The sequence below is a fragment of the Actinomadura monticuli genome (assembly GCF_041463655.1).
Taxonomy (GTDB): domain Bacteria; phylum Actinomycetota; class Actinomycetes; order Streptosporangiales; family Streptosporangiaceae; genus Spirillospora; species Spirillospora monticuli.
Map to the genome: position 1 here is coordinate 54,558 of NZ_JAXCEI010000015.1, position 25,164 is coordinate 79,721.

Genomic DNA, 25,164 nt, shown 5'->3' on the forward strand with positions numbered 1-25,164 from the left:
TTTATAAAATCATCCAGGACGCGATCCGGCAAGTGGAGTTACTGAGCGTGCCTTGAGGGTAGCTCGCTGCAATGCGAGAGTCGGACCGGCCCGAACGCGTCGTCTCCTATCCGGTCGCCGCGCTGTTCATGCTGGCCGTCTTCGTGCTCGGCGCGGCGTTCATCGCGTCCTACGTGGGCGGGCTCCACGCGCCGCGCCCGCACCGGGTGCCGGTGGCGGTCGTCGGCCCGCCGCAGGCCACCGCCCGGGTCGAGGCCGCGCTGCGCCGGGAGGGGGACACGATCGACCCGCGCGCGTACCCGACGGCCGGGGCCGCGGACCGGGCGATCCGGCGCCGCGACGTCTACGGCGCCTACCTGCCGCAGCAGGGCCGGCTGCTCGTCACGTCCGCCTTCGGCCCGACGACCGTCACCGTCCTGCGCGGCGCGTTCGGCCCCGTCGCCGCGGCCGGCGGCAAGAGCCTGTCCGTGCGGGACGTGGTGCCGGCCGACGCCGGCGACTCGGAGGGACTCGTCCCGTTCTACCTGGTGATCGGATGGATCGTCAGCGGCTACCTGGTCGCGGCGATCCTCGGGCTCTACCGGGGCATGGCCGCCGGGACGCCGCGGGACGGCGCCCTCCGCGTGCTGGCCTTCGCGGTGTACGCGGCGGCCATGGGCGGGGCCGGGACGCTGATCGTGGAGACCGGGTACGGCTACCTGCCCGGCGCCCCCTGGCTGCTCGCGGGAGTCGGCGCCCTGTGCGTCTTCGCGGTGACGGTGGCGACGGCCGCCGCCGAGAGCCTGCTCGGCATCATCGGGACGGCGCTGACGATCCTGGTGTTCGTCGTGCTGGGGAACCCGTCGGCCGGGGGCCCGTGGCCGCTCCAGTTCCTGCCGGGGTTCTGGCGGGACGTCGGCCCCTGGCTGCCGAACTGGGCCGCGACGGAGGCCGTGCGGAACGCCGTCTACTTCGACGGCCACGCCCTGACGCGGCCCCTGGTCGTCCTCGGCGTATGGGCCGCCGCCGGGATCGCGCTGGTCCTGTCCCTGGCCGGCCGCACCAACCCGGTGATGCGCTTCCCCGCCCGCGACTGATCAGGCGTCCGGGCGGCCGGACCGCCACGCCGCGCCACCGCTGCTCAGCGGGCGGGGTGCAACTCGACGATCGAGCGCGAGCCGCGCGAGGTTACCGGGCCGGGGCGCGGCCACGTCGGGCGCCTCGGCCTCCAGCCGCTGCCCCATCAGCGCGTCGAACGAGGCCCCGAGCGCGGCGTCGGCCGACAGGTCGTCCCAGTACGGCCGGGCTCGGGAGTCGCGGACGCGCAACAGGAAGGCCGTCGCGGGCGGGCGTCGCGGGCGCGGCTGGTCACTCCATGATCGGGGTGGTCTGCGCGGAGACGATGCGCCAGGCGTCGTGCTCCTTCGCCACGACGTAGGTGATCCATCCCGAGGACGCGGGCAGGGCGTCGGGCGGCGAGTCCTCCCGCCCGTCGAACACGCGCTTGACGGCCGCCACGATCGCCACGTCGGGCCGGACGAAGCGGATGTCCTCGATCTCGGCCGTCGAGGTCACCTTCGCCAGCGGCGACTCCAGGGCGGCCTTCGCGGTCCGGTGGAGGACGTCCTTGCCGCGGACCCGGCGTCCCACGAAGTTGACGATGCTGGTGTCGGCCGTGTGGAGGGAGAGGAAGCGGTCGAGATCGTTCTGATGCTCCTGGACTTCGGCGACGAGCCGTCGGACGGCGGCGGTCTCCGCCTCCGCGTCGATGTTCGCCATGGCGAGCTGCTCCTTCCCAGGGGTCGCGCGGACCCCCCAAACGGAGCGATCTGCTCCGATAGGAGGCTATCGCGGAGCGAATCGCTCCGCAAGAGATGGCGGCCACTAGCGGAGCGATCCGCTCCGCGGCAATAGGATGGGATCATGACCGAGAAGCGCAGCCGCCGCGCCCCGCGCCGTTCGGAGGCCGAACGCAACGACCGCACCCTGCTCCAGGCGGCACGGGAGGTGCTCGCCGAGGACGGCGCCCACGCCACGGTCGCGGCCATCGCGGCCCGCGCCGGGGTGGGGATCGGCAGCCTCTACCGCCGCTACCGCACCAAGGAGGACCTCTTCCAGCGGCTGACGGAGCTGTCCCTCGACCACTGGATCGAGGCCGCCGAACGCGGGCTGGCCGAAGACGATCCATGGCGGGGCCTGACGGGCTTCATCACCGAGCGTGTCGAGTACGGGCAGGGCACGCTGGGACCCATCGCCGGGACCATCGAGGTCACCGACGCGATGGCGGCCAAGTCCGCCCGTTCGGACGAGCTGACCGAGGCGCTCATCGCCCGCGCCCACGAGGCCGGGGTGCTGCGGCCGGACGTCACCAGCGCCGACATCTTCCTGCTGCTTGAGCAGCTCGGCCGTTCGCCCGCCGTCGAGCAACTCCGCCGGCAGGGCCGCACCGACCTGCTCGAAGCGGCGGCCGAGGCCCACCGCAGGCTCGTCGGGATCGCCGTCGACGGCCTGCGCGCCGGGCGGCACTCCGCCCTCCCCGGCTCGCCGCCCTCGCCCCGGCTCCTCACCGAACGCTGGACGCCCCCGCCCGCCAGCGGCTGATTCTCGGATGCGTCACACGACGCGGGTATGTGATTCCAAAGTGTGAGAGCCGGTGTCGCCTCTGCTCGGCCGGAGGGCGGTCAGGGATTCTGTGCTTTGAGGTGGTGGAGGAATGCGCTCCATGCCCGCGGCCCGAAGGTGAGGACGGGGCCGTCCGGGTCCTTGGAGTCCCGCACGGCAACCACTTCAGCGGTTTGGGCTATCTCGACGCAGTCGGCTCCCTGTGAGCCGCTCTGGCTGCTCTTGCGCCACGTCGCATGGACCAGGCATGAACCGTTCATAGTTCCGACACTATTCGGCGGATCATGTCCCGCGAAGCGGCTTCTGACAGTGCGGACGATCGGACCTGCTCGAACGTGTCCCGGTACTGGGCGACTTCTTTGTCGTCCTCCGCGATCCACTGGCCCGTGGGATGGTCGGTCAGTACGGCGCTGAGTATGCGGTTGCCGATGTCCAGAAGTTGGAACTGCCCGGCGTAGGCGGGACCTGCGTCGACGGACAACGGCAGGATGTGCAATGCCACTGTGTCGAGTTCTGACTGGTTGAGGAGTCTTCTGAGCTGGGACCTCATGACGTCCCGTCCGCCGCGCACCCGGCGCAGGGCCGCCTCGTCGAGGATGACGTCGAGGCTGATCAGCGCATCTTCGTTGAGGATGCACTGCCGGGTGAGGCGGAATTCCACGTAGCGTTCCAAGGCGGTCGGCGAATGCCGCAACGTAAGACCTCGGATGACGGCGCGGGCGTAGCTTTCGGTCTGGAGGAGGCCGGGGATGAACGTCGTCTCGGTGGTGATGATGCGTGAGGCGTCGTGTTCCAGGGAGACGCGGTCGAGGGCCTCGGGGGCGGCCAGGTCCTTATAGGCGTCCCACCAGCCTGGTTGGCGGTCCTGCTCGGCGAGGGTCATGAGGGCCGCGCGGAGGTCCGTCGGGACGTCGTACCGGTCGAGGATGAAGCCGAGGTCGCGGAGACGCAGCCACTGGACGCCGTTCTCGATCTGGCTGAGGGACGAGGGCGAGCGCTCCAGGTGCCTGCCCGCGGTCTTGAGGGTGTAGCCGGACTCCTCCCTGAGCCGGCGGAGCACTCTTCCGATCTTGCGGCGGCGCGTGGTGGAGAGGGTCGCTTCCGGCATGTGGTCAGCGTGTCACGCTACGGAGTCAGATGTCCGGAGAACCGGTGTGCGCTGAATTTTTAGTGAGAGGTCCTTTCGGGGGCTGCGGAACGTGTTGTGGCGGGTGCGCTGCGCTGACGAACCTGGGCCCCGACGAGAAGGGGTGTTCATGGCGATCAGCGAGGTCATCGCGGCGCTCACGCTGCCGGGTGTGGAGCAGTCGGCGAGGTATGCGCGGGTGTTCGCGCGGGATGTGCTGGGGGAGGGGCATCCGTCGCTCGACGACGTCCAGACGTGCGTGAACGAGGCGTTCGTGAACGGGGTCGAGCACACCGCGTCCGGCCGGGGCGGGAGGGTGACGGTGCTGTTCTCGGTCGACGGTGAGCACGTCGTCGCCGAGGTGACCGACGACGGGGCGTCGGGGGAGCGCCCGGTGATGAGGGACGATCCGCTGGCGGAGGACGGCCGGGGGCTGCGCATCATCGATGCGCTCGCCCTGGCGTGGGGCGTCAGGACGGACGGGCAGAGGACGACGGTGTGGATGCGGTTCGCCGGCCCGCCCCCGCTCCGGTCGGTCTAGTTCCGGGCCCTGGCCGGGAGCACGGCGCGGGCGAGGGTCTCGCGTTCGGCCGCTTCGCGTTCGGCGGCCTCGCGTTCGGCCGCAGACCGGGCTGGAGACCGGGGTCCCGTCCTTCGGCGTGACCTTGATCAGGGTGAGGCCGCGGTCGCCGGGTCCGTTCACCTTGTGCGTGTCGCCGCGGAAGTCGATGTCGCCCGTCGCGGCCTTGCGGACGTACAGGTGGCGCAGTTCCAGCAGGACGGCCCCCGACGTCACCGAGCGGCTGCCCGCCACGGGGCGCGTCCCGGCGGCGGTCAGGCCGAGGCCCGCGAAGGCGTTCTGCGCCGCCTGGCAGCCGGGCGCTGTCGTTCCAGCGGTCGACGGCGGCGACGGGGGAGCGGCGGTACGGGGGCGGGGCGGGGGAGCCGTCCGGGCCGGGTTCGGCGGCCGCGGCCTGGATCGTCCGGACGAGGTCGGAGCGGGGGAAGCGCAGCCGGCCGAACGGCGACCGGGTGTGGGTCCAGGTGAGCGGCTGGGAGATCGTGTCGACCAGGCCGATCGCGGCGGTGTCCGCGCCGCCCGCGGCGAGGTCGGGGGCGATCGCGGGCAGCCCGATCTCGGCGGCGAGCCGCTTCAGCTCGTCGAGGTGCCCGGCGGGCGCGTCCGGCCCGTCGGCCGGTTCCAGGACGATGACGGGGTAGGGCCGGGAGTCCAGCCGCCACGGCAGCCGTCCGGACATCCAGTCGAACAGCGCGAGGAGCCCGCGTCCGGACTCGGGGTGTCGCGGGTTGCCCACGGCTGGCCTTCCCGGGCGGGGGATCTCGTGTCGGGGGGAAAGCGTAGGGCGATGATCGCCGCGACGCCATGGCGTGATGACCGAATCACGCCATGGCGTCGCGGCCGGTTTCGGTCGTTCAGTCCTCTTCGGTGATGGCGTTGAGGCGCTCCACGGCGCCGGCGAACTCCTCGACCATGTCGTAGACGACCTGGCGGGCGGGCTTGACGGTGTTCATCAGGCCGACGCACTGGCCGACGAAGTAGTTGGCGAGGGCGCGGGCGCCGGGGTTGCCGGACTCGGCCACCTTGGTGATCTGCCGCATCGCGCCCTCGGCGACGATCATCTGCAGCGGCATGCCGAGCGGGCCGGGGCTCGCGGGGCCCTCCCACTCGTCCGTCCAGGCGGAGCGGAGCTGGCGGGCGGGCTTGCCGGTGCGGGACCGGGACCGGATCGTGTCGCGGGACGTGGCGGCGAGCATCTTCTCCTTGACCGCCGGGGACGTCTCCGCCTCCTCCGTGGTGAGCCAGACCGAGCCGCACCAGACGCCGGACGCGCCGAGGGCGAGCGCGGCGGCCATCTGGCGTCCGGTGGCGATGCCGCCGGCGGCGAGGACGGGCACCGGCGCGACCGTGTCGACCACCTCGGGGACCAGGACCATCGTGGAGATCTCGCCGGTGTGGCCGCCCGCCTCGCCGCCCTGCGCGATGATCAGGTCGGCGCCCGCGGCGACCTGGCGGCGGGCGTGCTCGGACGTCCCGACCAGCGCGGCGACGGGGACGCCCGCCTCGCGGGCCTTCTCCACCATGAGCGGGGGAGGGGTGCCGAGGGCGCTGGCGATGAGGCCGATGGGGTGCGCGAGCGACACGTCGATCAGCTCGGTCGCGCCCTTCTTGGTGACCTGCGTGCCGCCGCGCGCGTTCGAGTGCTTCGTCTTCTCGAAGTCGGGCAGCGGGACGTCGTACTTGTCGAACAGGCCGGTGAGGAACGTCCAGTGCTCCTCCGGGATGGCGGCGAGCATGGCGTCGAGGCCGCCGCCGCTCTCCGCGGACTTGTCGATCTTGCCGGGGACGAGCACGTCGACGCCGTAGGGGCGGCCGTTCACGTGGTCGTCGATCCAGCGCAGCTCCTCTTCGAGCCGCTCGGGCGTGTAGGCCACCGCCCCGAGGACGCCGAAGCCGCCGGCGTTGGTGACGGCGGCGACGACGTCGCGGCAGTGGCTGAAGGCGAAGAGCGGGAACTCTATGCCGAATCGCTTGCAGACCTCGGTGTTCATGGCTCCGACGCTAACGGACCGAATGTCATTCGGTCTAGGGGCGGAACAGGATGTAGGACTCGCCCTCGGCGGGGTGCTCGAAGGCCGCCCGCAGGGGCAGGCCCTCGCGGAGGCCGTCGCGGGTCACGCCGTCCAGGCGGGCGTGCAGCCACGGTCCCTCGGCCAGCTCGACCAGCGCCAGGTAGGCCGGCGGGTCCTTGGGCAGGACGGTCCAGGTCACGAGGGTCGCCTCGCCGCTCGCCTCCGCCCAGCCGAGGTCCTCCTCGCCGCAGCCCGGGCAGCCGGACGCGTCCGGCGCGAACCACTGGTCGCACGCCTCGCAGCGCTTGACGACCAGCCGGTCGGACGCGGTGCCGTCGAAGAACGGGTCGGTGCGCCCGTCTCGCCGCAGAACGCCGATCTCCATGGCTAGGCCCCCTTCCGGTGCGGGCTGACGATCAGGGTGGAGTGGTGGTCGAGGATGCCGCCGTTCCCGCTGACGAGGATCACGTCGTTGGCGGGCGCCTGCCGCTCGCCGCCGTCCCCGCGCGCCTGGATCACGGCCTCCGACAGCGGGGTCATGCCCCACATGTAGTACGCCGACAGCTGCCCGCCGCCGGTGTTGGTCGGCAGCGACCCGCCGGGTCCGAGCGCACCGGACGCGGCGAACGCGCCGCCCTCGCCCTTGGCGCAGAACCCGTAGTCCTCCAGCGACACGAGGACCGTGTAGGTGTAGCAGTCGTACAGCTCGCAGATGTCGACGTCGGACGTGGTGATCCCGGCCATCTTCATCGCCGTCGCGCCCGAGGAGGCGGCGCCGGTCGTCAGGCCGAAGTCGCTGCCGCGCTCCTTGCGGTGCCCGGGATGCCCCTGCCCCCACCCCCACAGCCGGACGGGCGGACGGGCCAGGTCGCGGGCCCGGTCGTCGCTCGTCACGATGACGGCGATCGCGCCGTTGGAGACGAGGCAGCAGTCCAGCAGGTGCAGCGGCTCCGACACCCAGCGGGAGTTCTGGTGGTCCTCTAGGGTGATCGGGTCGCGCATCTGGGCGAGCGGGTTGCGCGACGCCCACTCGCGGGTCGCGACGGCGATCGCGCCGAGCTGCTCGCTGGTCGTCCCGTACCGGGCCATGTGCCGCTGCGTGGCGAGCGCGTAGAACGAGTTGACGCTGCGCAGCCCGAGCGCGGCCGTCATCCCACTGAACCCGTACCACTCGCGGGCGTCCCGGTTGTAGGCCGAGCCCGCCGACTGCTTCGGCTTGAGCGGCGCGTCGGCGAACACGCAGGCGACGGTGGTGGCGTTCCCGCTCAGCACCGACATCGCCGCGTAGGACACCATCGCCCCCGCCGTCGCGCCGAACGAGTTGACCTGCGACAGCAGCCGCAGGTCGCGCAGCCCCAGCGTGCCGGCCAGCTCGATGCCGGGGGAGCCGCCCATTCCGTGGCTGACCAGGAGCCCGTCCAGGTCGCCGAGTTCGAGTCCGGCGTCCTGCGCGGCGAGCCGCACCGCGTCCGCGGCGAGCCGCCGCGGGCTCCGCCCGTACACCTTGCCGAGCTCGGTCATGCCGAGCCCCACGATCGAAGTGCCCGTCGAAATGCCCATCGCCTCGCTCTCCTCGTCCCGTGCGCACCACGGTACCGAACGACATTCGGTGCAGGATGCGCCGGGGTGAGAAGGCCCCGATGGGCGGCTTCCCCGCCGACCTCGCCCGCCGGCACGGCGTCGGCGCCCCCGTGCCCGACTGGACGCAGATCATCGCCGCCGCCTGGCCGGGCCTCGCCTGAACCACCGCGCCGAGACGAGGGCCGCCCGCGTCCCCGGGGCGACGGGGACGCGGGCGGCGGGCGCCGGCGTGCCGGGGGCCTACGAGGCCAGGACGGCCTGCAGGAACTCCCGGGTGCGCTGCTCGGACGGCTCGCCGAAGATCTGGTCCGGCGGGCCCTCCTCCACGATCTGGCCCTGGTCGAACATCAGGACCCGGTTGGAGATGTCCTTGGCGAAGGCCATCTCGTGGGTGACGCACAGCATGGTGAGGTCGCTCTGCCGGGCGATGTCGCGCAGCAGGTCCTGGACGCCGACGACGAGCTCGGGGTCCAGGGCGGAGGTGACCTCGTCCAGCAGCAGCACCTTCGGCTGCATGGCGAGCGCCCGCGCGATCGCCACCCGCTGCTGCTGCCCGCCCGACAGCTGCGTCGGATGCGCGTTCTCCTTGTCGGCGAGGCCCACCAGGTCCAGCAGGCCCTTGGCGCGCTCGACCGCCTCGTCCTTGGAGACCCCCAGCACGCGCACCGGCCCCTCGGTGAGGTTGCGCAGCACGTTCATGTTGGGGAACAGGTTGAACTGCTGGAACACCATGCCGACCTGCTTGCGCATCTCGTGCAGGTGCTTCTGGTTGGCCGGCACGCGCTTGCCGCCCCGATCCATGTGCCACAGCGTCTCGTCGCCGATCCAGATGACGCCCTCGTCGAGCGTCTCCAGCGTCATCAGCAGCCGCAGGATCGTGGTCTTGCCCGACCCGCTCGGCCCGATGAGCGTCACGCGCTCGCCGGGCGCCACGGTGAAGTCGAGCTCGCGCAGGACGACGTTGGAGCCGAACCGCTTGACCACCTTCTCGAAGCGGATTCCCGGCGCGCCGCTCTGCGGCAGTTCCGCCGCGGGCCCTCCTCCGGGCGCGTCGCCCTTCTCGGTGACGTCGCCCTTCTCGGTGACGACGTCCGGCGCGGGTTCCGCCGCCGTGTCCCGCTGGGCGTCCTTGGGGGCTTCCGGTGTGTCAGATGGTGGCATAGCGCCTCTCCAAGCGGCGGACGAGTATCGAGGATATGACGCTGACCACGACGAACAACAGGCCGACGATCGTGATCGGCTCCAGGAACTGCAGGCTCTGCGAACCGACCTTGTACGCGGAGAACAGCAGTTCCGCGACGTTGATGGCCAGCAGCATCGGCGAGTCCTTGAACATCGCGATCAGGTAGTTGCCGAGCGTCGGGATCACGCGGCGGATCGCCTGCGGCAGGATCACGTCCAGCCACACCCGCGACCGCGGCAGGTTCAGCGCGGTGCACGCCTCCCACTGCCCCTTCGGCACGTCCGCGATCCCGGCCCGGTACACCTCGGCCGTGTAGGTCGAGTAGTGCACCCCGAGCGTGATGATGCCCGCGGTGAGCGACCCGATCGTGATGCCCCAGGCGGGCAGGACGAAGAACACGAAGTACAGCTGCGGGATCAGCGGCGTCGACCGGATGAACTCGGTGATCCACCGGATCGCCTGGTTGAAGACCCGGCTCGGGGAGCGGCGCAGCAGCGTCCACACCAGCCCGAGGACGATCGCGATCACGTAGCCGGCGAGCGTCGCGATGACCGTGTAGCGCAGGCCGCTCAGCAGGTCGGGGAGGATGTCCCCGGAGTACTGCCAGTCCCAGGTCATCAGCCCGTCACCCCCGCCCCGGGCGCGCCCGCCGCGATCGTCCCGAGCGACGGCTCACTGGGCAGCCGGCGGCCGAGCATGCGGTCCACGCGGCGCTCGGCGTAGCGGACGAACAGCTGCAGCACCTGCGCGACGACGAAGTACAGGACGAGGACCATCGAGAACGCCGCGACGGTCTCGCCGGTGCTGCCCTGGATGTTCTTCGAGACGCGGGTCAGGTCGACGAGCCCGACCAGGGACACGATCGCCGTTCCCTTCATCAGCTCGATGAGCAGATTGCCGAACGGCGGCAGCATCAGCGCGAACGCCTGCGGGAGCAGGACGCGCCGCATCCGCTGGAACGGGGTGAAGTTCAGCGCGATCGTCGCCTCGTACTGCGCCTTCGGGACGGCGTTGATCGAGCCGCGCACCACCTCCGCGCCGTAGGCGCCGACGTTCAGGCCGAGGGCCAGCACGGCCGCGAACATCGTGGTGAAGCGCAGGCCGATGAGCGGCAGCGCGTAGAAGAACCAGAACAGCAGGACGAGTGTCGCGTTGCCGCGGAAGAACTCCACGTACACGCGGTTCAGGACGCGCACCCACGCGTGGCGTGAGGTGCCCGCCATGCCGAAGAGCAGGGCGAGCACCAGCGCCAGCGCGCCGCCGAGCAGGGTGAGGCGGACCGTGACCCACGCGCCGTCCAGCCACTGGGGGTAGCTGTCGAGGACGTCGGACACGGGTGATCAGCCCGCGCAGAACTTGGCGGAGGTGTCGTCCGGGCCCGGCATGTCGGCCTGGGTGAACCCGAAGGGCTGCAGGATCGGCAGCAGCCCGTTCCGCTGCTTCAGCTTGTCCAGCTCGCCGTTCCAGGCGGTCACCAGGTCGGAGTCGGCCTTGCGGAACGCGAACGCGCCGGCGCCGAGCTGCTCCTTGCCCTCGATGACGGGGGTGAACGGCTCGGTGACCTCGAAGCCCTCGCCCTTGTGCTTGGACAGCAGGTCGGCCAGCGAGATGCGGGTCAGCCAGATGCAGTCGATGCGGCCGGCCTTCAGGCCCTCGTAGGCGCTCGCCTGGTCGGCGAACGTCTTGATGTCGCCCTTCTTCACGCCGGTCTTCTCGGCGTACTCGGCCTCGACCGCGCCGGTGAGGACGCCGACCTTGACGCCCTTCGCCGCCGGGTCCTTCTCGCCCTTCAGGCCCTTCGGGTTGCCCTCCTTGACCATGAAGGCGCTCTTGGCGACGTACTCGGGGTTCGCGAACGCCGCGGACGCGCACCGCTCCGGCGTGATGAACATGCCGGCGGCGATCGCGTCGAAACGCTTGGCGTTGAGCCCGGCGATCAGGCCGCCGAAGTCGACCTGCACGCCCTTGATCTCGTCGATGCCGAGGTTCTTGAAGATGGCGCGGGCCAGCTCCGGCGCCTCACCGGTCAGCTTCCCGGACTTGTCGGTGTAGCCGTAGGGGGCCTCGTTCGCGAAGCCCACGGTGATGGTGCCGGCGTCCTTGGCCTTCTGCAGCGTGCCGCCGCCGGCCTTCTCCTCCTCCGGATCCGTCGTGGAGCAGCCCGCCGCGGCGAGCGGGGCCGCGGCGGACAGCAGCACGGCGGTGCGGAGGAAGTCTCTCCTCGAAGAGGTCATCGTTGAACTCCTGTCGGTGTTCCAGTGCCACGCGCACGCGGGGGGCCGCGTGCGGGCCCCCCGCGTGCGCGGGGCTGACGGTCGGGATCATCGAATTGTTGTGAGCCGCTCAGTCGCGGACAGGCGTGAAATCGCGCGCCCCGATGAACGGCGGCCTCGGCGCGGGCGCCGAGAACGGCTCGACGCAAGTGTTCTCAACGCTGTTGAAGACGATGAACACGTTGGAGCGCGGGAAGGGGGTGATGTTGCCGTTCGAGCCGTGCATGCAGTTGCAGTCGAACATGGTCGCGGAGCCCGCCTGGCCCGTGAACAGCTCGATCCCGTGCTTGTCGGCCAGGATTGAGAGGCTGTTCGGATCGGGCGTCCCGATCTCCTGTCCGCGCAGGGACTCCTTGTAGTGGTCGTCCGGGGTCTCCCCGACACAGGCCACGAAGGTCTTGTGCGAGCCAGGCATGATCATTAGCCCGCCATTGTGCACGAAATTCTCGGTGAGCGCTATGGACATGCTCACCGCGCGCATCCGCGGCATGCCGTCCTCGGCGTGCCACGTCTCGAAGTCGGAGTGCCAGTAGAAGTCCTTGCCGGTGAAACCCGGCTTGTAGTTGACCCGGCTCTGGTGCACGTAGACGTCGGAGCCGAGGATCTGCCGGGCCCGGCCGACCACGCGGGGGTCGCGGACGAGCGCGGCGAAGACCTCACTGATCTTGTGGACCTCGAAGATGGAGCGGACCTCGTCCGAGCCGCGCTCGGTGACCGTGCGCTCGTCGGCCAGGATCTCCGGGTCGGACGACAGCCGGCGCAGCTCGGCGCGGTAGTCCTCGACCTCCTCCGGCGCGAGCAGCTGGTCGACGGACAGGAAGCCGTTGGCCTCGAACGAGTCGAGGGTGGCGCCGTCGATCGGCCCGTCCTGCGGGGCGCCGTACACGACCGGGTCCTGCCGGTACAGCAGCGCCGCCTCGGTGGCCTTCCGGGTGGGGTAGGCGTCATCGATGGTCGGATGGGACTCGATGATGCTCATGCGTCCTCCTCAGTCAGCAGCGGATAGACCCCGTTCTCGTCATGGACCTCCCGGCCGGTGCACGGGGGGTTGAAGACGCAGACGGTCTTGACGTCCGTGTGCGCGCGCAGGGTGTGGTGCTCGTGGCCGTCCAGCAGGTACATCACGCCGGGCCGGATGTCGTGCTTCTCACCGGTGTCGTCGTTGGTGAGCTCGCCCTCCCCCTCGATGCAGTAGACGGCCTCGATGTGGTTCGCGTACCACATCTTCGTCTCGGTCCCCGCGTACAGAATCGTCTCGTGCAGCGAGAAGCCGACGCCCTCCTTGGCGAGCACGAAACGCCGGCTGCACCAGGTGGGCGCCTGCACGTCGCGCTCGGTGCCGACGATCTCGTCAAGGGAACGAACGATCATGGATCTCCTCTTTCCAGTGGCGGGCCGGAGCCGGTTCAGACGGTGACCTTCTGGCGGACGGCCTCGACCGAGTCCGCGATGATCTCCAGCCCGCGGGCCAGCTCGGCCTCCGTCGTGGTGAGCGGCGGCAGCAGCTTGACGACCTCGCCCTCGGGGCCGGACGTCTCCATCAGCAGCCCGCGCGCGAACGCCTCCTCGCACACCTTCGGCGCCGTCTCCGGGTCGTTCATCACCAGGCCCCACGCCAGGCCGCGGCCGCGGACGGAGTCGATCGCGCCGGCGTGCGCGAGGGCGATCTCCTCCAGCGCCGCCTGGACCTGCTGGCCCTTGGCGAGGGTCTGCTTCTCCATGTCGTCGCCGGTCCAGTAGTCCTCCAGCGCGGCGACGGCGGTGACGAACGCGGGGTTGAAGCCGCGGAACGTGCCGTTGTGCTCTCCCGGCTCCCAGACGTCCAGCTCGCGCTTCATCAGCGTGACCGCGAACGGGAGCCCGTACCCGCTGAGGGACTTGGACAGGCAGACGATGTCCGGGGTGATCCCGGCCTCCTCGAAGCTGAAGAACGGGCCGGTGCGGCCGCAGCCCATCTGCACGTCGTCGACGATGAGGAGGATGTCGTGCCGGCGGCACAGGTCCTGCAGGCCGCGCAGCCACTCGGCGGTGGCGACGTTGATGCCGCCCTCGCCCTGCACGGTCTCCACGATGACGGCGGCGGGCTTGTCCAGGCCGCTGCCGCTGTCGTCCAGCATCGTGTCGAACAGCAGGAAGTCGGGCGTCCGGCCGTCCAGGTAGTTGTCGTAGGGCATCGCGACGCCGTGGCCGAGCGGCACCCCGGCGCCGGTGCGCTTCATCGAATTGCCGGTCACGGCGAGCGCGCCGAGCGTCATCCCGTGAAAGGCGTTGGTGAAGCTGACGACGGTCTCGCGGCCGGTGTACTTCCGCGCGAGTTTCAGCGCCGCCTCGACCGAGTTGTTGCCCGCGGGGCCGGGGAACTGGACCTTGTAGTCGAGCCCACGCGGCTGCAGGACGTACTCGTTGAAGCGTTCCAGGAAGTCTCGTTTGGCCGCGGTGTACATGTCGAGGCTGTGCACGATCGCGTCGCTGCCCAGATAGTCCAGCAGCCGGCGTTTCAACTGCGGGTTGTTGTGCCCGTAGTTGAGCGTCCCGGCGCCGGCGAAGAAATCGAGGTACGTTTTACCGTTCTCGTCGGTCATGTGGCTGCCCCGCGCGGTGGTGAACACGGTGGGCCACCCTCGGCAGTAGCCGCGGACTTCCGATTCCAGGCTGGCGAAAACGTCCATTTTCTGCCTCCAGGCAGGTCGGTCGGGGGAGCGGATGGGGGAGTGGAGTGGGTCAGTTCGCGGCGATCGGGCCGATCCTGAAGAGCACCTCGGGCTCGTGTCCCCCATCGGGGAAGTGCTCCGCGCCGAACAGCGGGCTGCGGGCGACCTCGCACCCGCGGTCCCGCGCGAACGATTCGAACATCGCGGTGGAAGCGGTGTTGTCCGGCGTGACCGTGGCCTCCATGTACCGGTGCCCGCGGGGGGCGAGCCGGTCGGCGAGGCGGTCGAGCATGCGGCGGGCGAGGCCCTGGCCGCGGTGGTCGCGGTCGACCGCCACCTGCCACACGAAGAAGGTGTCGGGCCGGACCGGGCGGACGTAGCCGGTGATGAAACCGCACGGCCCGGCGCTGTCACGCGCCACTACGGAAGTGTCCCCGAAATCGCGGCACCAAAGCGTGTAGCTGTACGGCGAGTTGACGTCGAGAACCCGTGAGTCCCGGGCGAGCCGCCACAGCTCCGGGCCATCGGAGAGGCTCGGCTCCTGGAGTTGCACTTCCGCGTTCGTCTCGTTCGTGTCGTGGCGTCGGGTCGGTGATTCCAGGGGTTGCGCTGCCATGTCCAGGCAACTTAGCGAATCTCGCCCCGTGATCGCAGATGAATGTTATCGGCGAGATGTTTAGCCGCGGCGCGTGCTGGGTATGGTTAAGGGCTTTGCCGAATTCGGTGCAATTTGAATGAGGCTCGGACCGGCGGGAATCCGCCTTTCCCGCTGATACGCAGGAGGTACTGCCGAGGTCACCGGAGCGGCTGCCAGGACGCTTCCTGAACGCCAGCTTAATGTTTCGGCGCCGCCCGGGGAGTGCTCCTGTGTATCGGTTGTGTGAGGTAAGTCACTCAGATTTAATGTCAACGACACCGGTGCGGCGCGCGTCACGTGGCATCGGACGAGGTCGTCCGGTCGCGGGCGCTCTGGGACGGGTGGGGGGCCAGGGCGTTCACGCGGGCTCTGGGAGGCCGCACCTGGTTACCTGCAAGGGGCTGAGTGTCTGACTGCGGGGTAAGGCGTTGGTTGCGAACGAGTAAGAAAATGAGAATTTCGGCCCGCGAACGAGCGGGCCGGGGCCGGCGTCACCGCCGAACCCCGGGCCCGTTACGGCCCGCCCGCCGGGCCGCATTATGGTGCTGCCGAATCTTCAGGCACTCTTGAAAGTCCTTTTGCCTGGGTTGCCCCGGATCGCCTTGGAATGCCCCGGGTTACCGTGGATCGGTCACGCGGTCGCGGCGAAGCGGTCGGTCGCCTCGATGAGGCGGTGCAATATCCCCGGCTCGCTGAACGCGTGCCCCGCGTCGTCCACGATGTGGAAATCGGCCTCCGGCCACGCGCGGTGCAGATCCCACGCCGTCGCCGCCGGGGTGCAGACGTCGTAGCGGCCCTGCACGATCACCGCCGGAATGTGGCGTATCTTGCCGACGTCCCGGATGAGCTGCTCGTCCTCGAAGAACCCCTCGTTCACGAAGTAGTGGTTCTCGATGCGGGCGAACGCGACCGCGTAGTCCGGCTCGCCGAACTCGTCCGCGAGACCCGGGTCCGGCCGCAGCGTGATCGTCGAGCCCTCCCAGGTCGCCCACGCCTTCGCCGCCGCGACCCGCACGTCCCGGTCCGGCGAGTTGAGCCGCTCGTGGAACGCCGAGACGAGGTCCTCCCGCTCGTCCTCGGGGATCGGCTCCACGTACTTCTCCCACAGGTCGGGGAACAGCAGCGACGCCCCTTCTTGGTAGAACCAGTACAGCTCGAACGGGCGCAGGGTGAAGATGCCGCGCAGCACCAGCTCGCTCACCCGGTCCGGATGGGTCTCGGCGTAGGCCAGCGACAGCGCGCTGCCCCAGCTCCCGCCGAACACCAGCCACCGCTCGATGCCGAGGTGCTCGCGCAGCCGCTCCATGTCCGCGACGAGGTTCCAGGTGGTGTTCGCCTCCAGCGACACCTCCGGGTCCTTCGCGTGCGGCAGGCTGCGCCCGCAGTTGCGCTGGTCGAACAGGACGATCCGGTACGCCTCCGGGTCGAACTGCCGGCGGTGGTCCGGGCCGCAGCCGGCCCCCGGCCCTCCGTGCACCATGACCGCGGGCTTGCCGCCGGGGTTCCCGCAGACCTCCCAGTAGATCTGATCGCCGTCGCCGACGTCGAGCAGCCCGGATTCGTACGGCTCGATCGGCGGATACAGGGTGCGAAGCTCCATGGAGCGCGATTGTCCCACCCGCCGCGTCCGCGGGGCGGATGTGACCCGCGGCACCGTGACGCGGCCCGTACCGGCCGCCATCAGGCGCCCTGCGTGCGGGAACGCCGCACGGCCGCCGAGAAAGTAAACCCCAAACTGGGCAAACGCTCCGCTGGTCGGGACTAGAGTGCCTTCAGTGAGCGAAGCGAGGAGCCACAGGGCCGGCTGCGGAGCGAACGAGATGTGCACAACGACCCCCGCGAACGCGGCCGCGCGCCGCCGGGCGAGGAGACACGTGAGCGAAGTGACGAGCCGTCCGAGGAAAGCGGCGAGCAGGATGGGCGGCGCCCTGCCGGTCACCGCGCTCCCGGCCGTGAGGCGAGGAGAACGGTGAGCGAGCTGAACGGATCGGGCGGCAACCGCGGCGTCCCGGACGCCGCGGCGCCCTGGCCCGCCATGGGACGCGACCCGGGCCGCGCACCCGAGGCCGCGCAGCCTCCGGCGCTGCCGGCCGCCCAGCAGCCGATCCAGATGGCCAAGCCCGGCCAGCACGCCCACGCCCAGCCGGGCCAGCACGCCCAGCCGGGCCAGCACGCCCAGCCGGGCCAGCACGCCCAGCCGGGCCAGCACGCCCAGCCGGGCCGGCCCGCGCAGGGCGGCCAGCACGGGCGGCACGGCCAGACCGGCGAACTGGTGCGCCCCGACGTCGAGCAGTCCGAGGCCCAGCCCTGGGACATGGTCGAGCGGCTCCGCCAGATGGCCGACCTCATCGGCGACGCGCTCGCCGCCGGCGAGCGCAAGGTCAACGAGGCGCAGACCGAGACGGCCTCGCAGGTCGCGGCCGTCCAGCAGGAGAAGGAGTCGGCGCAGCGCGACGCCGCGGCCGCGTGGGGCGAGGTGCAGCGCGCCCGGGGCCAGGCCGAGCAGGCCGAGCGCCGGGCGGTCGAGGCCGAGCGGCGCCTCGCCGAGTCCCAGACCGAGATCGCCTCGCAGGTCGCGGCCGTCCAGCAGGAGAAGGAGGCGGCGCAGCGCGACGCCGCGGCCGCGTGGGGCGAGGTGCAGCGCGCCCGGGGCCAGGCCGAGCAGGCCGAGCGCCGGGCGGTCGAGGCCGAACGCCAGCTCGCCGAGGCCGAGCGGCGCGCCGCCGAGGTCCAGAACGAGGCGGTCACGCAGATCGCCGCGCTCCAGGCCGAGAAGGAGAACACGCAGCGCGACGCGGCCGCCGCCTGGAACCAGGCCCAGCAGGGGCGCGTCCAGGCCGACCAGGCCCGCGCCCAGGCCGACCAGGCCCGCGCGCAGCTGGAGCAGGTGCAGGCCCAGGTCGAGCAGGCCGAGCGCCGCGTCGCCGAGGCCGAGGCGACCGTCCGCCAGGCGATCCAGCAGCGCGACGCCATGAGCGAGGCCCGCGACGACGCCCTGCGCGCCGTCGAGGACGCCGCCGGCGGGCGCCGCTCCGCCGAGGCCGAGCGCGACCGCGTCGCCGAGCAGGCCGGCGAGCTGTCCCGCGCGCTGGAGACCGCGCACGGCGAGCTGGCGGCGCTGCGCGCCAAGGTCACCGACGCCGAGATGACCGCGCAGAACCTGCAGCACGCCGTCGTCGCCGCCGGCAAGGAGGTCGACGAGTCCCGCCGCCGGGCCGAGGTCGCCGAGCGCCGCGCGCAGGAGAACGAGCGCCGCGCCCAGGAGGCCGAGCGCCGCGCGCAGGACGCCGAGCGCCGCGTCCAGGAGACCGCCGCCCGCGCCGACGCCGCCGAGGCCGAGCGCCAGCAGGCCCTCGACACGGCCGCGCAGTCCCTTGAGGCCGCCAAGAAGGCCGAACGGGAACGCGACGCCAACGCCAAGTCCAGGGAGGCCGCCGAGCGCACCCGCGAGGCCGCCGTCCAGGCCCAGGCGCGCGCCGAGTCCGAGCTGACCCTCGCCCGGGGCCGCGCCGACCAGGCCGGCCGCGAGCGCGACAATGCGGTCACCGGCATGCGGCAGATGGCCGCCGAACGCGACGCCGTCGCCGAGAAGCTCGCCGAACGCGACCAGTGGGTCGACCAGCTCGCCCAGGCCGTCACCGAGCAGCGCGCCCAGATCGCCGAACTCTCCCAGGAGCGCGACGCCGCCCGCCAGGCCGCCGACCAGGCCCGCTCCCTGATCGACGAACTCACGAGGCAACTCCGCACGATCATGCCGAGCGCGGCCACGCCCCGCCTGTGACCCGAGAGCGGACGTCCGCCCACAAGGCCAGGACGTCCGCTCGCCATGTCACCCAGCGCCCACGGCCGTGGCGTCGCAGCGGCCGGGCGCCGACCGCGAGGGATCGTCCCTAATCTGGACCTCCGACGACCTCGGCGTTGCGATCGCGTGCGAAGCCAGGTTCGAGCCTGCGAGAACCTGATCGCGCAGCGAGCCGCCAGGCGAGCCGGAGCGATGCAGCGATCGCCGCTTTGACCGTGGAAGGAGGGCGCTCCAGCGCCCGACGCCGAGGGCGAAGCGATGAACACCGTGATCGCCGCCTTGACCGTGGAAGGAGGGCGCTCCAGCGCCCGACGCCGAGGGCGAAGCGATGAACACCGTGATCGCCGCTTTGACCGTGGAAGGAGGGCCCCCAGGGCCCGACGCCGAGGTCAATGCAATGAACACGCTATCCTGGTGGCCCGTGGACGTTGAGACTCGTCCGCCTCATCACGACCACGGGAGCGCCTTCTTGCCTTCGGCAGCCAATGGCAGGTCACGTCCTACCAAGCATCTCTTCGTCACCGGCGGTGTCGCCTCCAGCCTCGGCAAGGGACTGACGGCGTCCAGCCTGGGGCGGCTTCTCGCGCTTCGCGGCCTCCGGGTCACCATGCAGAAGCTCGACCCCTACCTCAACGTCGACCCCGGCACGATGAACCCGTTCCAGCACGGCGAGGTGTTCGTCACCGACGACGGCGCCGAGACCGACCTGGACGTCGGGCACTACGAGCGGTTCCTCGACACCGAGCTGCACGGGTCCGCGAACGTGACCACGGGCCAGGTCTACTCGAACGTGATCGCCAAGGAGCGGCGCGGGGAGTACCTCGGCGACACGGTCCAGGTGATCCCGCACATCACCAACGAGATCAAGGACCGGATCCGGGGGATGGCCGAGGACGGCGACGTCGACATCGTCATCACCGAGGTCGGGGGGACGGTCGGCGACATCGAGTCGCTGCCGTTCCTGGAGTCGGTCCGGCAGATCCGGCACGAGATCGGCCGGGAGAACTGCTTCTTCCTGCACGTGTCGCTGCTGCCCTACATCGGCCCGTCCGGGGAGCTGAAGACCAAGCCGACGCAGCACTCGGTCGCGGCGCTGCGCTCCATCGGCATCCAGCCCGACGCGATCGTGTGCCGCTCGGACCGGCCGATCACCGACGGGCTCAAGCAGAAGATCAGCCTGATGTGCGACGTGGACCGCGAGGCCGTGGTGTCGGCCGTGGACGCGGCGTCCATCTACGACATCCCGAAGGTGCTGCACTCCGAGGGCCTGGACGCCTACGTCGTGCGGCGGCTGGACCTGCCGTTCCGCGACGTCGACTGGGGCGCGTGGGACGAGCTGCTGCGCCGCGTCCACAAGCCGGCCCGCGAGGTGACGATCGCGCTGGTCGGCAAGTACATCGACCTCCCGGACGCGTACCTGTCGGTGACGGAGGCGCTGCGGCACGGCGGGTTCGGCAACGACGCCAAGGTGCACATCCGCTGGGTGAAGAGCGACGACTGCGCGACCCCCGAGGGCGCCAAGGAGCAGCTGGACGGCGTCGACGGCGTGCTCGTCCCCGGCGGGTTCGGGGTGCGCGGGATCGAGGGCAAGCTCGGCGCGGTGCGCCACGCCCGGGAGAACCGGATCCCGCTGCTCGGCATCTGCCTCGGCCTGCAGTGCATGGTCATCGAGGCGGCGCGGACGCTCGGCGGGCTCGCCGACGCGGGCAGCTCCGAGTTCGACGCCACCACCGCCCACCCGGTCGTCGCGACGATGTCCGACCAGCTGGACGTCGTCGCCGGGGAGCGCGACATGGGCGGGACGATGCGGCTCGGCCTGTACCCGGCCGACCTTGCCGAGGGCTCCGTCGTGCGGGGGCTGTACGGGGAGGCGAAGGTGTCCGAGCGGCACCGGCACCGCTACGAGGTCAACAACGCCTACCGCGACCGGCTGGAGGAGGCGGGGCTGCGGTTCTCCGGCCTGTCCCCGGACGGCCGGCTCGTGGAGTACGTGGAGCTGCCCCGCGAGCGGCACCCGTTCTTCGTCGGCACGCAGGCGCACCCGGAGTTCCGGTCCCGCCCGACCCGCCCGCACCCGCTGTTCACCGGGCTGATCGCCGCCGCGCTGGACTACGCCGAGCAGCGCGCGGGCCGCGCGTGAGCGGCGAGCTCGGCGTCGGCGACGTCCGCGACCGGCCGGAGCGCTGGAACGTCGTGGAGTCGTCGACGGCGTTCCAGGGCCCGGTGTTCCGCGTCCGCCGCGACCGCGTGGAGATGCCGCGCGGCACCGGCACCGAGATCGTGGGCCGGGACGTGGTCGAGCACATCGGCGCCGTCGGCGTCCTCGCCCTCGACGACCGCGACCGGGTGCTGACGCTGCGGCAGTACCGGCACCCGGTCGGGCGGCTGCTGTGGGAGGCGCCCGCGGGGCTGCGCGACGTCGACGGCGAGCCCCTGCACGTGCTCGCCCAGCGGGAGCTGCTGGAGGAGGCGGGCTACCGGGCCGAGCGCTGGGACACGCTCGTCGACGTCTACACCTCGCCCGGCATCGCCGACGAGCGCGTCCGGATCTTCCTGGCCCGCGGCCTCACCGAGGTCCCCGCAGGCGAGATCGACTTCGAGCGCGTCCACGAGGAGGCCGACATGCCGGTCGTGTGGGTGCCGCTGGACGAGGCGGTCCGCAAGGTGCTGGCCGGCGAGCTGCACAACATGGTCGCCTGCATGGGGGTGCTGGCGGCCCGCGCGGCGCGCGACGCCGGCTTCCGGGGCCTGCGGGCCGCCGACGCGCCCGAGGACTGAGCGGATGCGGTCCCCCCGCGGCGGCCGGAGGGGGCATGATGGGCGGGTCCCCGCAGACCCCGGCCGGAAGAGGTGGCGCACTGTCCGCGAGCCCGTCCCCCCGGAGCGCCGCGCGGGACGCCGGTTCCGCGCTCGACTCGGCCGTCCGCACGTATCTGGGGCATCTGGCCGTCGAGCGGGGCCTCGCCGCCAACACGCTCCACTCCTACCGGCGCGACCTGCGCCGCTACGCCGAGGTGCAGGACGCGCGGGGCCGCGCGGCGATCGGCGACATCACCGAGGACGACGTCCGCGCGTTCCTGGCGGGCCTGCGGGAGGGTGACGAGGACCATCCGCCGCTGTCGGCGGGGTCGGCGGCGCGGGCGCTCGTCGCCGTGCGGGGGCTGCACCGCTTCGCGCTGCGGGAGGGCCTCGCCGCCGGGGACCCGGCCGGCGGCGTCAAGCCGCCGACGCCGCCGCGCCGGCTGCCGAAGGCGATCTCGCTGGACGAGGTCGAGCGGCTGCTCGCGGCGGCGGACGCCGAGCCGGGCACCGCGCGGGGGCTGCGCGACCGGGCGCTGCTGGAGCTGCTGTACGGGTCGGGCGCGCGGATCTCCGAGGCCGTCGGCCTGGACGTCGACGACCTCGACCTGCGGGACGGGTTCGCCCGCGTCGCGGGCAAGGGCGGCAAGGCCCGGGTGGTGCCCATCGGTGACTACGCGCGGGAGGCCGTGGACGCCTATCTGGTGCGCGCGCGGCCGCAGCTCGCCGGGGCGGGGCGGGGCGGCCCGGCGCTGTTCCTCAACGCGCGCGGCGGGCGGCTGTCGCGGCAGGGCGCGTGGATGGTGCTGCGGGCCGCCGCCGACCGGGCGCGGCTGTCGGAGGTGTCGCCGCACACGCTGCGGCACTCGTTCGCGACCCACCTGCTGGACGGCGGCGCCGACGTCCGCGTCGTCCAGGAACTGCTCGGCCACGCGTCCGTGACGACGACCCAGGTGTACACGCTGGTGACGGTGCGGCTGCTGCGCGAGGTGTACGCGACGTCGCATCCGCGGGCGCGGAGCTGACCGAGGGGCCCGCATTGAGGGACGAATCGGACGGACCGGGGCGCTGACAAATCGCGACGTTCGTCGCGCGTCGGCTTGAGCGACGGGGACGGCGGCCCTAGAGTCCCCGTTCTGGATGGCATTTCCGGGCCGCCGGGGAGGGATCTTGTGACCAGCACAAAGGGTGCGGATGGAGACCTCTCCTCCGCGACCATCGAGACCGATCCGAGCCGCGCCCTCGGGCCCACGCAGCGGCCCAAGCCCGACTTCCCGGAGCCGGAGCCGCTGACCGAGCACGGGCCCGCGCGGATCGTGGCCGTCTGCAACCAGAAGGGCGGCGTCGGCAAGACCACCACGACGATCAACCTGGGCGCGGCGCTCGCCGAGTACGGCCGCCGCATCCTGCTCGTCGACTTCGACCCGCAGGGCGCCCTCTCGGTCGGCCTCGGCAAGGGCGACCCGCGCCAGCTCGACGTGACGATCCACAACCTGCTGCTCGAACGCGACACCGAGTGGGAGGACGTCGTCATCGAGACCGGCGTCGACGGGATGGACCTGCTGCCGAGCAACATCGACCTGTCCGGCGCGGAGGTCCAGCTCGTCCACGAGGTCGGGCGGGAGTACATCCTGCAGGGCGCGCTGAAGTCGGCCGTCGACCACTACGACTACATCCTGATCGACTGCCAGCCGTCGCTCGGCCTGCTCACCGTCAACGCGCTGGCCGCCAGCCAGGGCGTGCTGATCCCGCTGGAGTGCGAGTACTTCGCGATGCGCGGCGTCGCGCTGCTGATGGAGACCATCGACAAGGTGCAGGGCCGGATCAACCCGGACCTCGTCATCGACGGCGTCCTCGGCACCATGTACGACTCGCGCACGCTGCACACCCGCGAGGTCCTCGGCCGCATCGTCGAGGCGTTCGGCGACACGGTCTTCCACACCGTCATCAACCGGACCGTGCGGTTCCCCGACGCGACCGTCGCCGGTGAGCCGATCACGTTCTTCGACCCGAGCTCGATGGGCGCGAACGCGTACCGCAGCCTCGCGCGCGAGGTCCTCATCCGCTGGGCCGAGACCGAGGCGGAGTGAGCCCGCCCGCCGTTCCCTGAGACGGAGTGCCGCGCCCAACGATAACGCTGACCTCGGCGGACGCGTCCGCGTTCGGCGCGCTGACCGGCAAGGCGGCGCAGGCGTACGCGCAGCGGTCGCCGGGCGGCCGGCTGGGCATGCTCCTCGGCGGGACGCTCATCGCGGAGCCCGCCCAGGTGATGTCCGCCATCCCGGGCGGCAAGCTGGAGATCACCGGCCCCGCCGGCGACGGGCCCGGCACCCGCGCGGGAGCGGAGGGCCTCGTCCGCAGGCTGACCGGGCGGTAGCGCCCGGCGCGAGCGGCGCGCCGGGCATGGGACGATGTGGCCGGTGAGCACAGCGCGGCAGGACTCCTCCGCTACCGTGAGCGACGTGGACGAGACGTCGCCGGAGCCCGAGCGGGAGGGTGCGCAGGAGGCAGGGCAGGAGGGTGAGCGGGAACAGGGCTTCCGCGTCCACCTGGACAACTTCGACGGCCCGTTCGACCTGCTGCTCGGCCTGATCTCCAAGCACAAGCTCGACATCACCGAGGTGTCGCTGCACAAGGTCACCGACGACTTCATCGCGCACATCCGCTCCTACGGCCGGGACTGGGACCTCGACCAGGCCAGCCACTTCCTGCTCGTCGCCGCGACCCTGCTGGACCTGAAGGCCGCCCGGCTGCTGCCGTCCGGCGAGGTCGACGACGAGGACGACCTGGCGCTGCTGGAGGCCCGCGACCTGCTGTTCGCCCGGCTGCTGCAGTACCGCGCCTACAAGGAGGTCGCGCAGGTGATCGCCGGCCGGATCGCCGATGCGAGCCGACGATTCCCGCGCCTCGTGCCGATGGAGCCGCGGTTCGCGAACCTGCTGCCGGAGGTGCTGCTCGGCCTCGGCCCGGACGAGTTCGCCCGGCTCGCCGCGCGGGCGCTCACGCCGAAGGCGCCGCCCGCGGTGTCGGTCGAGCACATGTACCAGCCGAAGGCCAGCGTCAAGGAGCAGGCCGCGATCGTCGTGGAGATGCTCCGCAGGCTGCGCCGGACGACGTTCCGCGTCCTCGCGGCCGACGCGGAGGGCACCTACGAGGTCGTCGCGCGGTTCCTGGCGCTGCTGGAGCTGTACCGGGAGCAGGCGGTCACGTTCGAGCAGGACGAGCCCCTCGGCGAGCTGCACGTGACGTGGACCGGCACCGACGACGGGGACGTCGAGGTCGGCGACGACTACGAGGGCGCGCCCAAGAAGGACGAGGCGCAGACGAAGGACGGGGAGGACGATGACTGAGGAACCCGGCGCGGACGCGCCGGAGCTTCCGGGGCTGCGCGCCTCGATCGAGGCGATCCTGCTGGTGGTGGACGAGCCGGTCACCGTGATGACGCTCGCGCAGCTGCTGGAGCGTCCCCGCGACGAGGTCGCCGGCGCGCTGCGCGAGCTGGCCGCGGAATACACCGAGCAGGGCCGCGGGTTCGATCTCAGGGAGGTCGCCGGCGGCTGGCGGTTCTACACCCGGGACGTGTGCGCCCCGGTCGTGGAGCGGTTCGTCACCGACGGGCAGCAGGCGCGGCTGACGCAGGCGGCGCTGGAGACGCTCGCCGTGGTCGCCTACCGGCAGCCGGTGAGCCGCGCCCGCGTGTCGGCGATCCGGGGCGTCAACAGCGACGGCGTCATGCGGACGCTGACGCTGCGCGGCCTGATCGAGGACGCCGGGCAGGACCCGGAGTCGCAGGCGCACCTGTACCGCACGACCGGGTACTTCCTGGAGCGCCTCGGGCTGCGCGACCTCGACGAGCTGCCCGAGCTCGCCCCCTACCTGCCCGATGACCTGCCTGACGACATAGTGGATGGTTGAAGTT

The 25,164-nt window shown here is 71.6% G+C and carries 29 protein-coding genes; 13 read left to right on the forward strand and 16 right to left on the reverse strand.

Annotated elements, in window-relative coordinates; all coding sequences use genetic code 11:
• Positions 1–71: 71 nt before the first annotated feature.
• Positions 72–1,076 carry an ABC-2 transporter permease gene (locus SM611_RS28830; protein ID WP_371953441.1) on the forward strand — a complete coding sequence of 335 codons (1,005 nt, stop codon included), beginning with the start codon at positions 72–74 and terminating at the stop codon, positions 1,074–1,076.
• Here SM611_RS28830 and SM611_RS28835 read toward each other — a convergent pair whose 3' ends face one another.
• The gene (locus SM611_RS28835; protein ID WP_371953442.1) at positions 1,077–1,307 is read right to left on the reverse strand and encodes a hypothetical protein; all 231 of its coding nucleotides are present in this window, start codon (positions 1,305–1,307) and stop codon (positions 1,077–1,079) included.
• 40 nt (positions 1,308–1,347) lie between these two features.
• A complete protein-coding gene (locus SM611_RS28840) occupies positions 1,348–1,758 on the reverse strand; it encodes an SgcJ/EcaC family oxidoreductase (protein WP_371953443.1) in 411 nt (136 codons plus the stop codon).
• Between the two features lie 144 nt (positions 1,759–1,902).
• Between SM611_RS28840 and SM611_RS28845 the strand changes: the two genes are divergently transcribed.
• Positions 1,903–2,580, forward strand: a complete 678-nt coding sequence (locus SM611_RS28845) for a TetR/AcrR family transcriptional regulator (RefSeq protein WP_371953444.1) — start codon at positions 1,903–1,905, stop codon at positions 2,578–2,580.
• Positions 2,581–2,660: 80 nt separating this feature from the next.
• Here the strand turns inward: SM611_RS28845 and SM611_RS28850 are convergent, their stop codons facing one another.
• Together SM611_RS28850 and SM611_RS28855 are read right to left on the reverse strand one after the other, a co-directional pair.
• Positions 2,661–2,861, reverse strand: coding sequence for a DUF397 domain-containing protein (locus SM611_RS28850; protein ID WP_371953445.1), 201 nt, complete (start codon positions 2,859–2,861; stop codon positions 2,661–2,663).
• A complete protein-coding gene (locus tag SM611_RS28855; protein WP_371953446.1) occupies positions 2,858–3,709 on the reverse strand; it encodes a helix-turn-helix domain-containing protein in 852 nt (283 codons plus the stop codon). Before SM611_RS28855 ends, SM611_RS28850 begins: the two co-directional genes overlap by 4 nt.
• A 148-nt stretch (positions 3,710–3,857) precedes the next feature.
• Between SM611_RS28855 and SM611_RS28860 the strand changes: the two genes are divergently transcribed.
• Together SM611_RS28860 and SM611_RS28865 are read left to right on the forward strand one after the other, a co-directional pair.
• Positions 3,858–4,268: an ATP-binding protein gene (locus tag SM611_RS28860; RefSeq protein ID WP_371953447.1), complete on the forward strand. Its 411-nt coding sequence runs from the start codon at positions 3,858–3,860 to the stop codon at positions 4,266–4,268.
• 491 nt (positions 4,269–4,759) lie between these two features.
• Positions 4,760–4,948, forward strand: a complete 189-nt coding sequence (locus SM611_RS28865) for a hypothetical protein (RefSeq protein ID WP_371953448.1) — start codon at positions 4,760–4,762, stop codon at positions 4,946–4,948.
• Positions 4,949–5,161: 213 nt separating this feature from the next.
• Here the strand turns inward: SM611_RS28865 and SM611_RS28870 are convergent, their stop codons facing one another.
• The 3 genes from SM611_RS28870 to SM611_RS28880 are packed head-to-tail and all read right to left on the reverse strand — an operon-like array spanning position 5,162 to position 7,879.
• Complete coding sequence (locus tag SM611_RS28870) at positions 5,162–6,298, reverse strand: NAD(P)H-dependent flavin oxidoreductase (RefSeq protein ID WP_371953449.1); 1,137 nt, start codon at positions 6,296–6,298, stop codon at positions 5,162–5,164.
• Between the two features lie 34 nt (positions 6,299–6,332).
• Positions 6,333–6,704 (reverse strand): Zn-ribbon domain-containing OB-fold protein, encoded by a 372-nt coding sequence (locus SM611_RS28875; RefSeq protein WP_371953450.1) that lies wholly within the window; start codon positions 6,702–6,704, stop codon positions 6,333–6,335.
• A 2-nt stretch (positions 6,705–6,706) separates the two neighbouring features.
• Complete coding sequence (locus SM611_RS28880) at positions 6,707–7,879, reverse strand: thiolase family protein (protein WP_371953451.1); 1,173 nt, start codon at positions 7,877–7,879, stop codon at positions 6,707–6,709.
• Between the two features lie 56 nt (positions 7,880–7,935).
• Here SM611_RS28880 and SM611_RS28885 point away from each other — a divergent pair, with 56 nt between their 5' ends.
• Positions 7,936–8,061: a hypothetical protein gene (locus SM611_RS28885; RefSeq protein ID WP_371953452.1), complete on the forward strand. Its 126-nt coding sequence runs from the start codon at positions 7,936–7,938 to the stop codon at positions 8,059–8,061.
• A 79-nt stretch (positions 8,062–8,140) separates the two neighbouring features.
• Here SM611_RS28885 and ehuA read toward each other — a convergent pair whose 3' ends face one another.
• From ehuA to pip, 9 genes are all read right to left on the reverse strand, one after another.
• A complete protein-coding gene (gene ehuA / locus SM611_RS28890) occupies positions 8,141–9,061 on the reverse strand; it encodes an ectoine/hydroxyectoine ABC transporter ATP-binding protein EhuA (RefSeq protein ID WP_371953453.1) in 921 nt (306 codons plus the stop codon).
• The gene (gene ehuD / locus SM611_RS28895) at positions 9,048–9,701 is read right to left on the reverse strand and encodes an ectoine/hydroxyectoine ABC transporter permease subunit EhuD (RefSeq protein WP_371953454.1); all 654 of its coding nucleotides are present in this window, start codon (positions 9,699–9,701) and stop codon (positions 9,048–9,050) included. The genes ehuA and ehuD overlap by 14 nt, the downstream gene beginning before the upstream one ends.
• Complete coding sequence (gene ehuC / locus SM611_RS28900) at positions 9,701–10,417, reverse strand: ectoine/hydroxyectoine ABC transporter permease subunit EhuC (protein WP_371953455.1); 717 nt, start codon at positions 10,415–10,417, stop codon at positions 9,701–9,703. The genes ehuD and ehuC overlap by 1 nt, the downstream gene beginning before the upstream one ends.
• 6 nt (positions 10,418–10,423) lie before the next feature.
• A complete protein-coding gene (ehuB, locus tag SM611_RS28905; RefSeq protein WP_371953456.1) occupies positions 10,424–11,317 on the reverse strand; it encodes an ectoine/hydroxyectoine ABC transporter substrate-binding protein EhuB in 894 nt (297 codons plus the stop codon).
• Positions 11,318–11,426: 109 nt separating this feature from the next.
• On the reverse strand, positions 11,427–12,335 hold the full coding sequence (thpD, locus tag SM611_RS28910) for an ectoine hydroxylase (protein ID WP_371953457.1): 909 nt from the start codon (positions 12,333–12,335) through the stop codon (positions 11,427–11,429).
• On the reverse strand, positions 12,332–12,727 hold the full coding sequence (locus SM611_RS28915; protein WP_371953458.1) for an ectoine synthase: 396 nt from the start codon (positions 12,725–12,727) through the stop codon (positions 12,332–12,334). Before SM611_RS28915 ends, thpD begins: the two co-directional genes overlap by 4 nt.
• A 35-nt stretch (positions 12,728–12,762) precedes the next feature.
• Positions 12,763–14,025 (reverse strand): diaminobutyrate--2-oxoglutarate transaminase, encoded by a 1,263-nt coding sequence (gene ectB / locus SM611_RS28920; RefSeq protein WP_371953459.1) that lies wholly within the window; start codon positions 14,023–14,025, stop codon positions 12,763–12,765.
• A 52-nt stretch (positions 14,026–14,077) separates the two neighbouring features.
• A complete protein-coding gene (ectA, locus tag SM611_RS28925) occupies positions 14,078–14,623 on the reverse strand; it encodes a diaminobutyrate acetyltransferase (RefSeq protein WP_371953460.1) in 546 nt (181 codons plus the stop codon).
• A gap of 652 nt (positions 14,624–15,275) precedes the next feature.
• Positions 15,276–16,244: a prolyl aminopeptidase gene (gene pip / locus SM611_RS28930; RefSeq protein WP_371953461.1), complete on the reverse strand. Its 969-nt coding sequence runs from the start codon at positions 16,242–16,244 to the stop codon at positions 15,276–15,278.
• 369 nt (positions 16,245–16,613) lie between these two features.
• Between pip and SM611_RS28935 the strand changes: the two genes are divergently transcribed.
• The 8 genes from SM611_RS28935 (at position 16,614) to scpB (ending at position 25,160) form a co-directional block, all read left to right on the forward strand.
• Positions 16,614–18,425: a hypothetical protein gene (locus SM611_RS28935; protein ID WP_371953462.1), complete on the forward strand. Its 1,812-nt coding sequence runs from the start codon at positions 16,614–16,616 to the stop codon at positions 18,423–18,425.
• 490 nt (positions 18,426–18,915) lie between these two features.
• Positions 18,916–20,586, forward strand: coding sequence for a CTP synthase (gene pyrG, locus SM611_RS28940; protein ID WP_371953463.1), 1,671 nt, complete (start codon positions 18,916–18,918; stop codon positions 20,584–20,586).
• Positions 20,583–21,224: an NUDIX domain-containing protein gene (locus SM611_RS28945; RefSeq protein WP_371953464.1), complete on the forward strand. Its 642-nt coding sequence runs from the start codon at positions 20,583–20,585 to the stop codon at positions 21,222–21,224. The genes pyrG and SM611_RS28945 overlap by 4 nt, the downstream gene beginning before the upstream one ends.
• A 35-nt stretch (positions 21,225–21,259) precedes the next feature.
• Positions 21,260–22,270, forward strand: a complete 1,011-nt coding sequence (locus SM611_RS28950) for a site-specific tyrosine recombinase XerD (RefSeq protein ID WP_371953465.1) — start codon at positions 21,260–21,262, stop codon at positions 22,268–22,270.
• Between the two features lie 192 nt (positions 22,271–22,462).
• Entirely contained in the window at positions 22,463–23,335 is an 873-nt protein-coding gene (locus tag SM611_RS28955; RefSeq protein WP_443112152.1) for a ParA family protein, read from the forward strand.
• 26 nt (positions 23,336–23,361) lie between these two features.
• Entirely contained in the window at positions 23,362–23,622 is a 261-nt protein-coding gene (locus SM611_RS28960) for a hypothetical protein (protein WP_371953467.1), read from the forward strand.
• Positions 23,623–23,698: 76 nt separating this feature from the next.
• Entirely contained in the window at positions 23,699–24,595 is an 897-nt protein-coding gene (locus SM611_RS28965; protein WP_371953560.1) for a segregation and condensation protein A, read from the forward strand.
• Positions 24,588–25,160: an SMC-Scp complex subunit ScpB gene (scpB, locus tag SM611_RS28970; protein WP_371953468.1), complete on the forward strand. Its 573-nt coding sequence runs from the start codon at positions 24,588–24,590 to the stop codon at positions 25,158–25,160. The genes SM611_RS28965 and scpB overlap by 8 nt, the downstream gene beginning before the upstream one ends.
• The last annotated feature ends 4 nt before the right edge of the window (positions 25,161–25,164 follow it).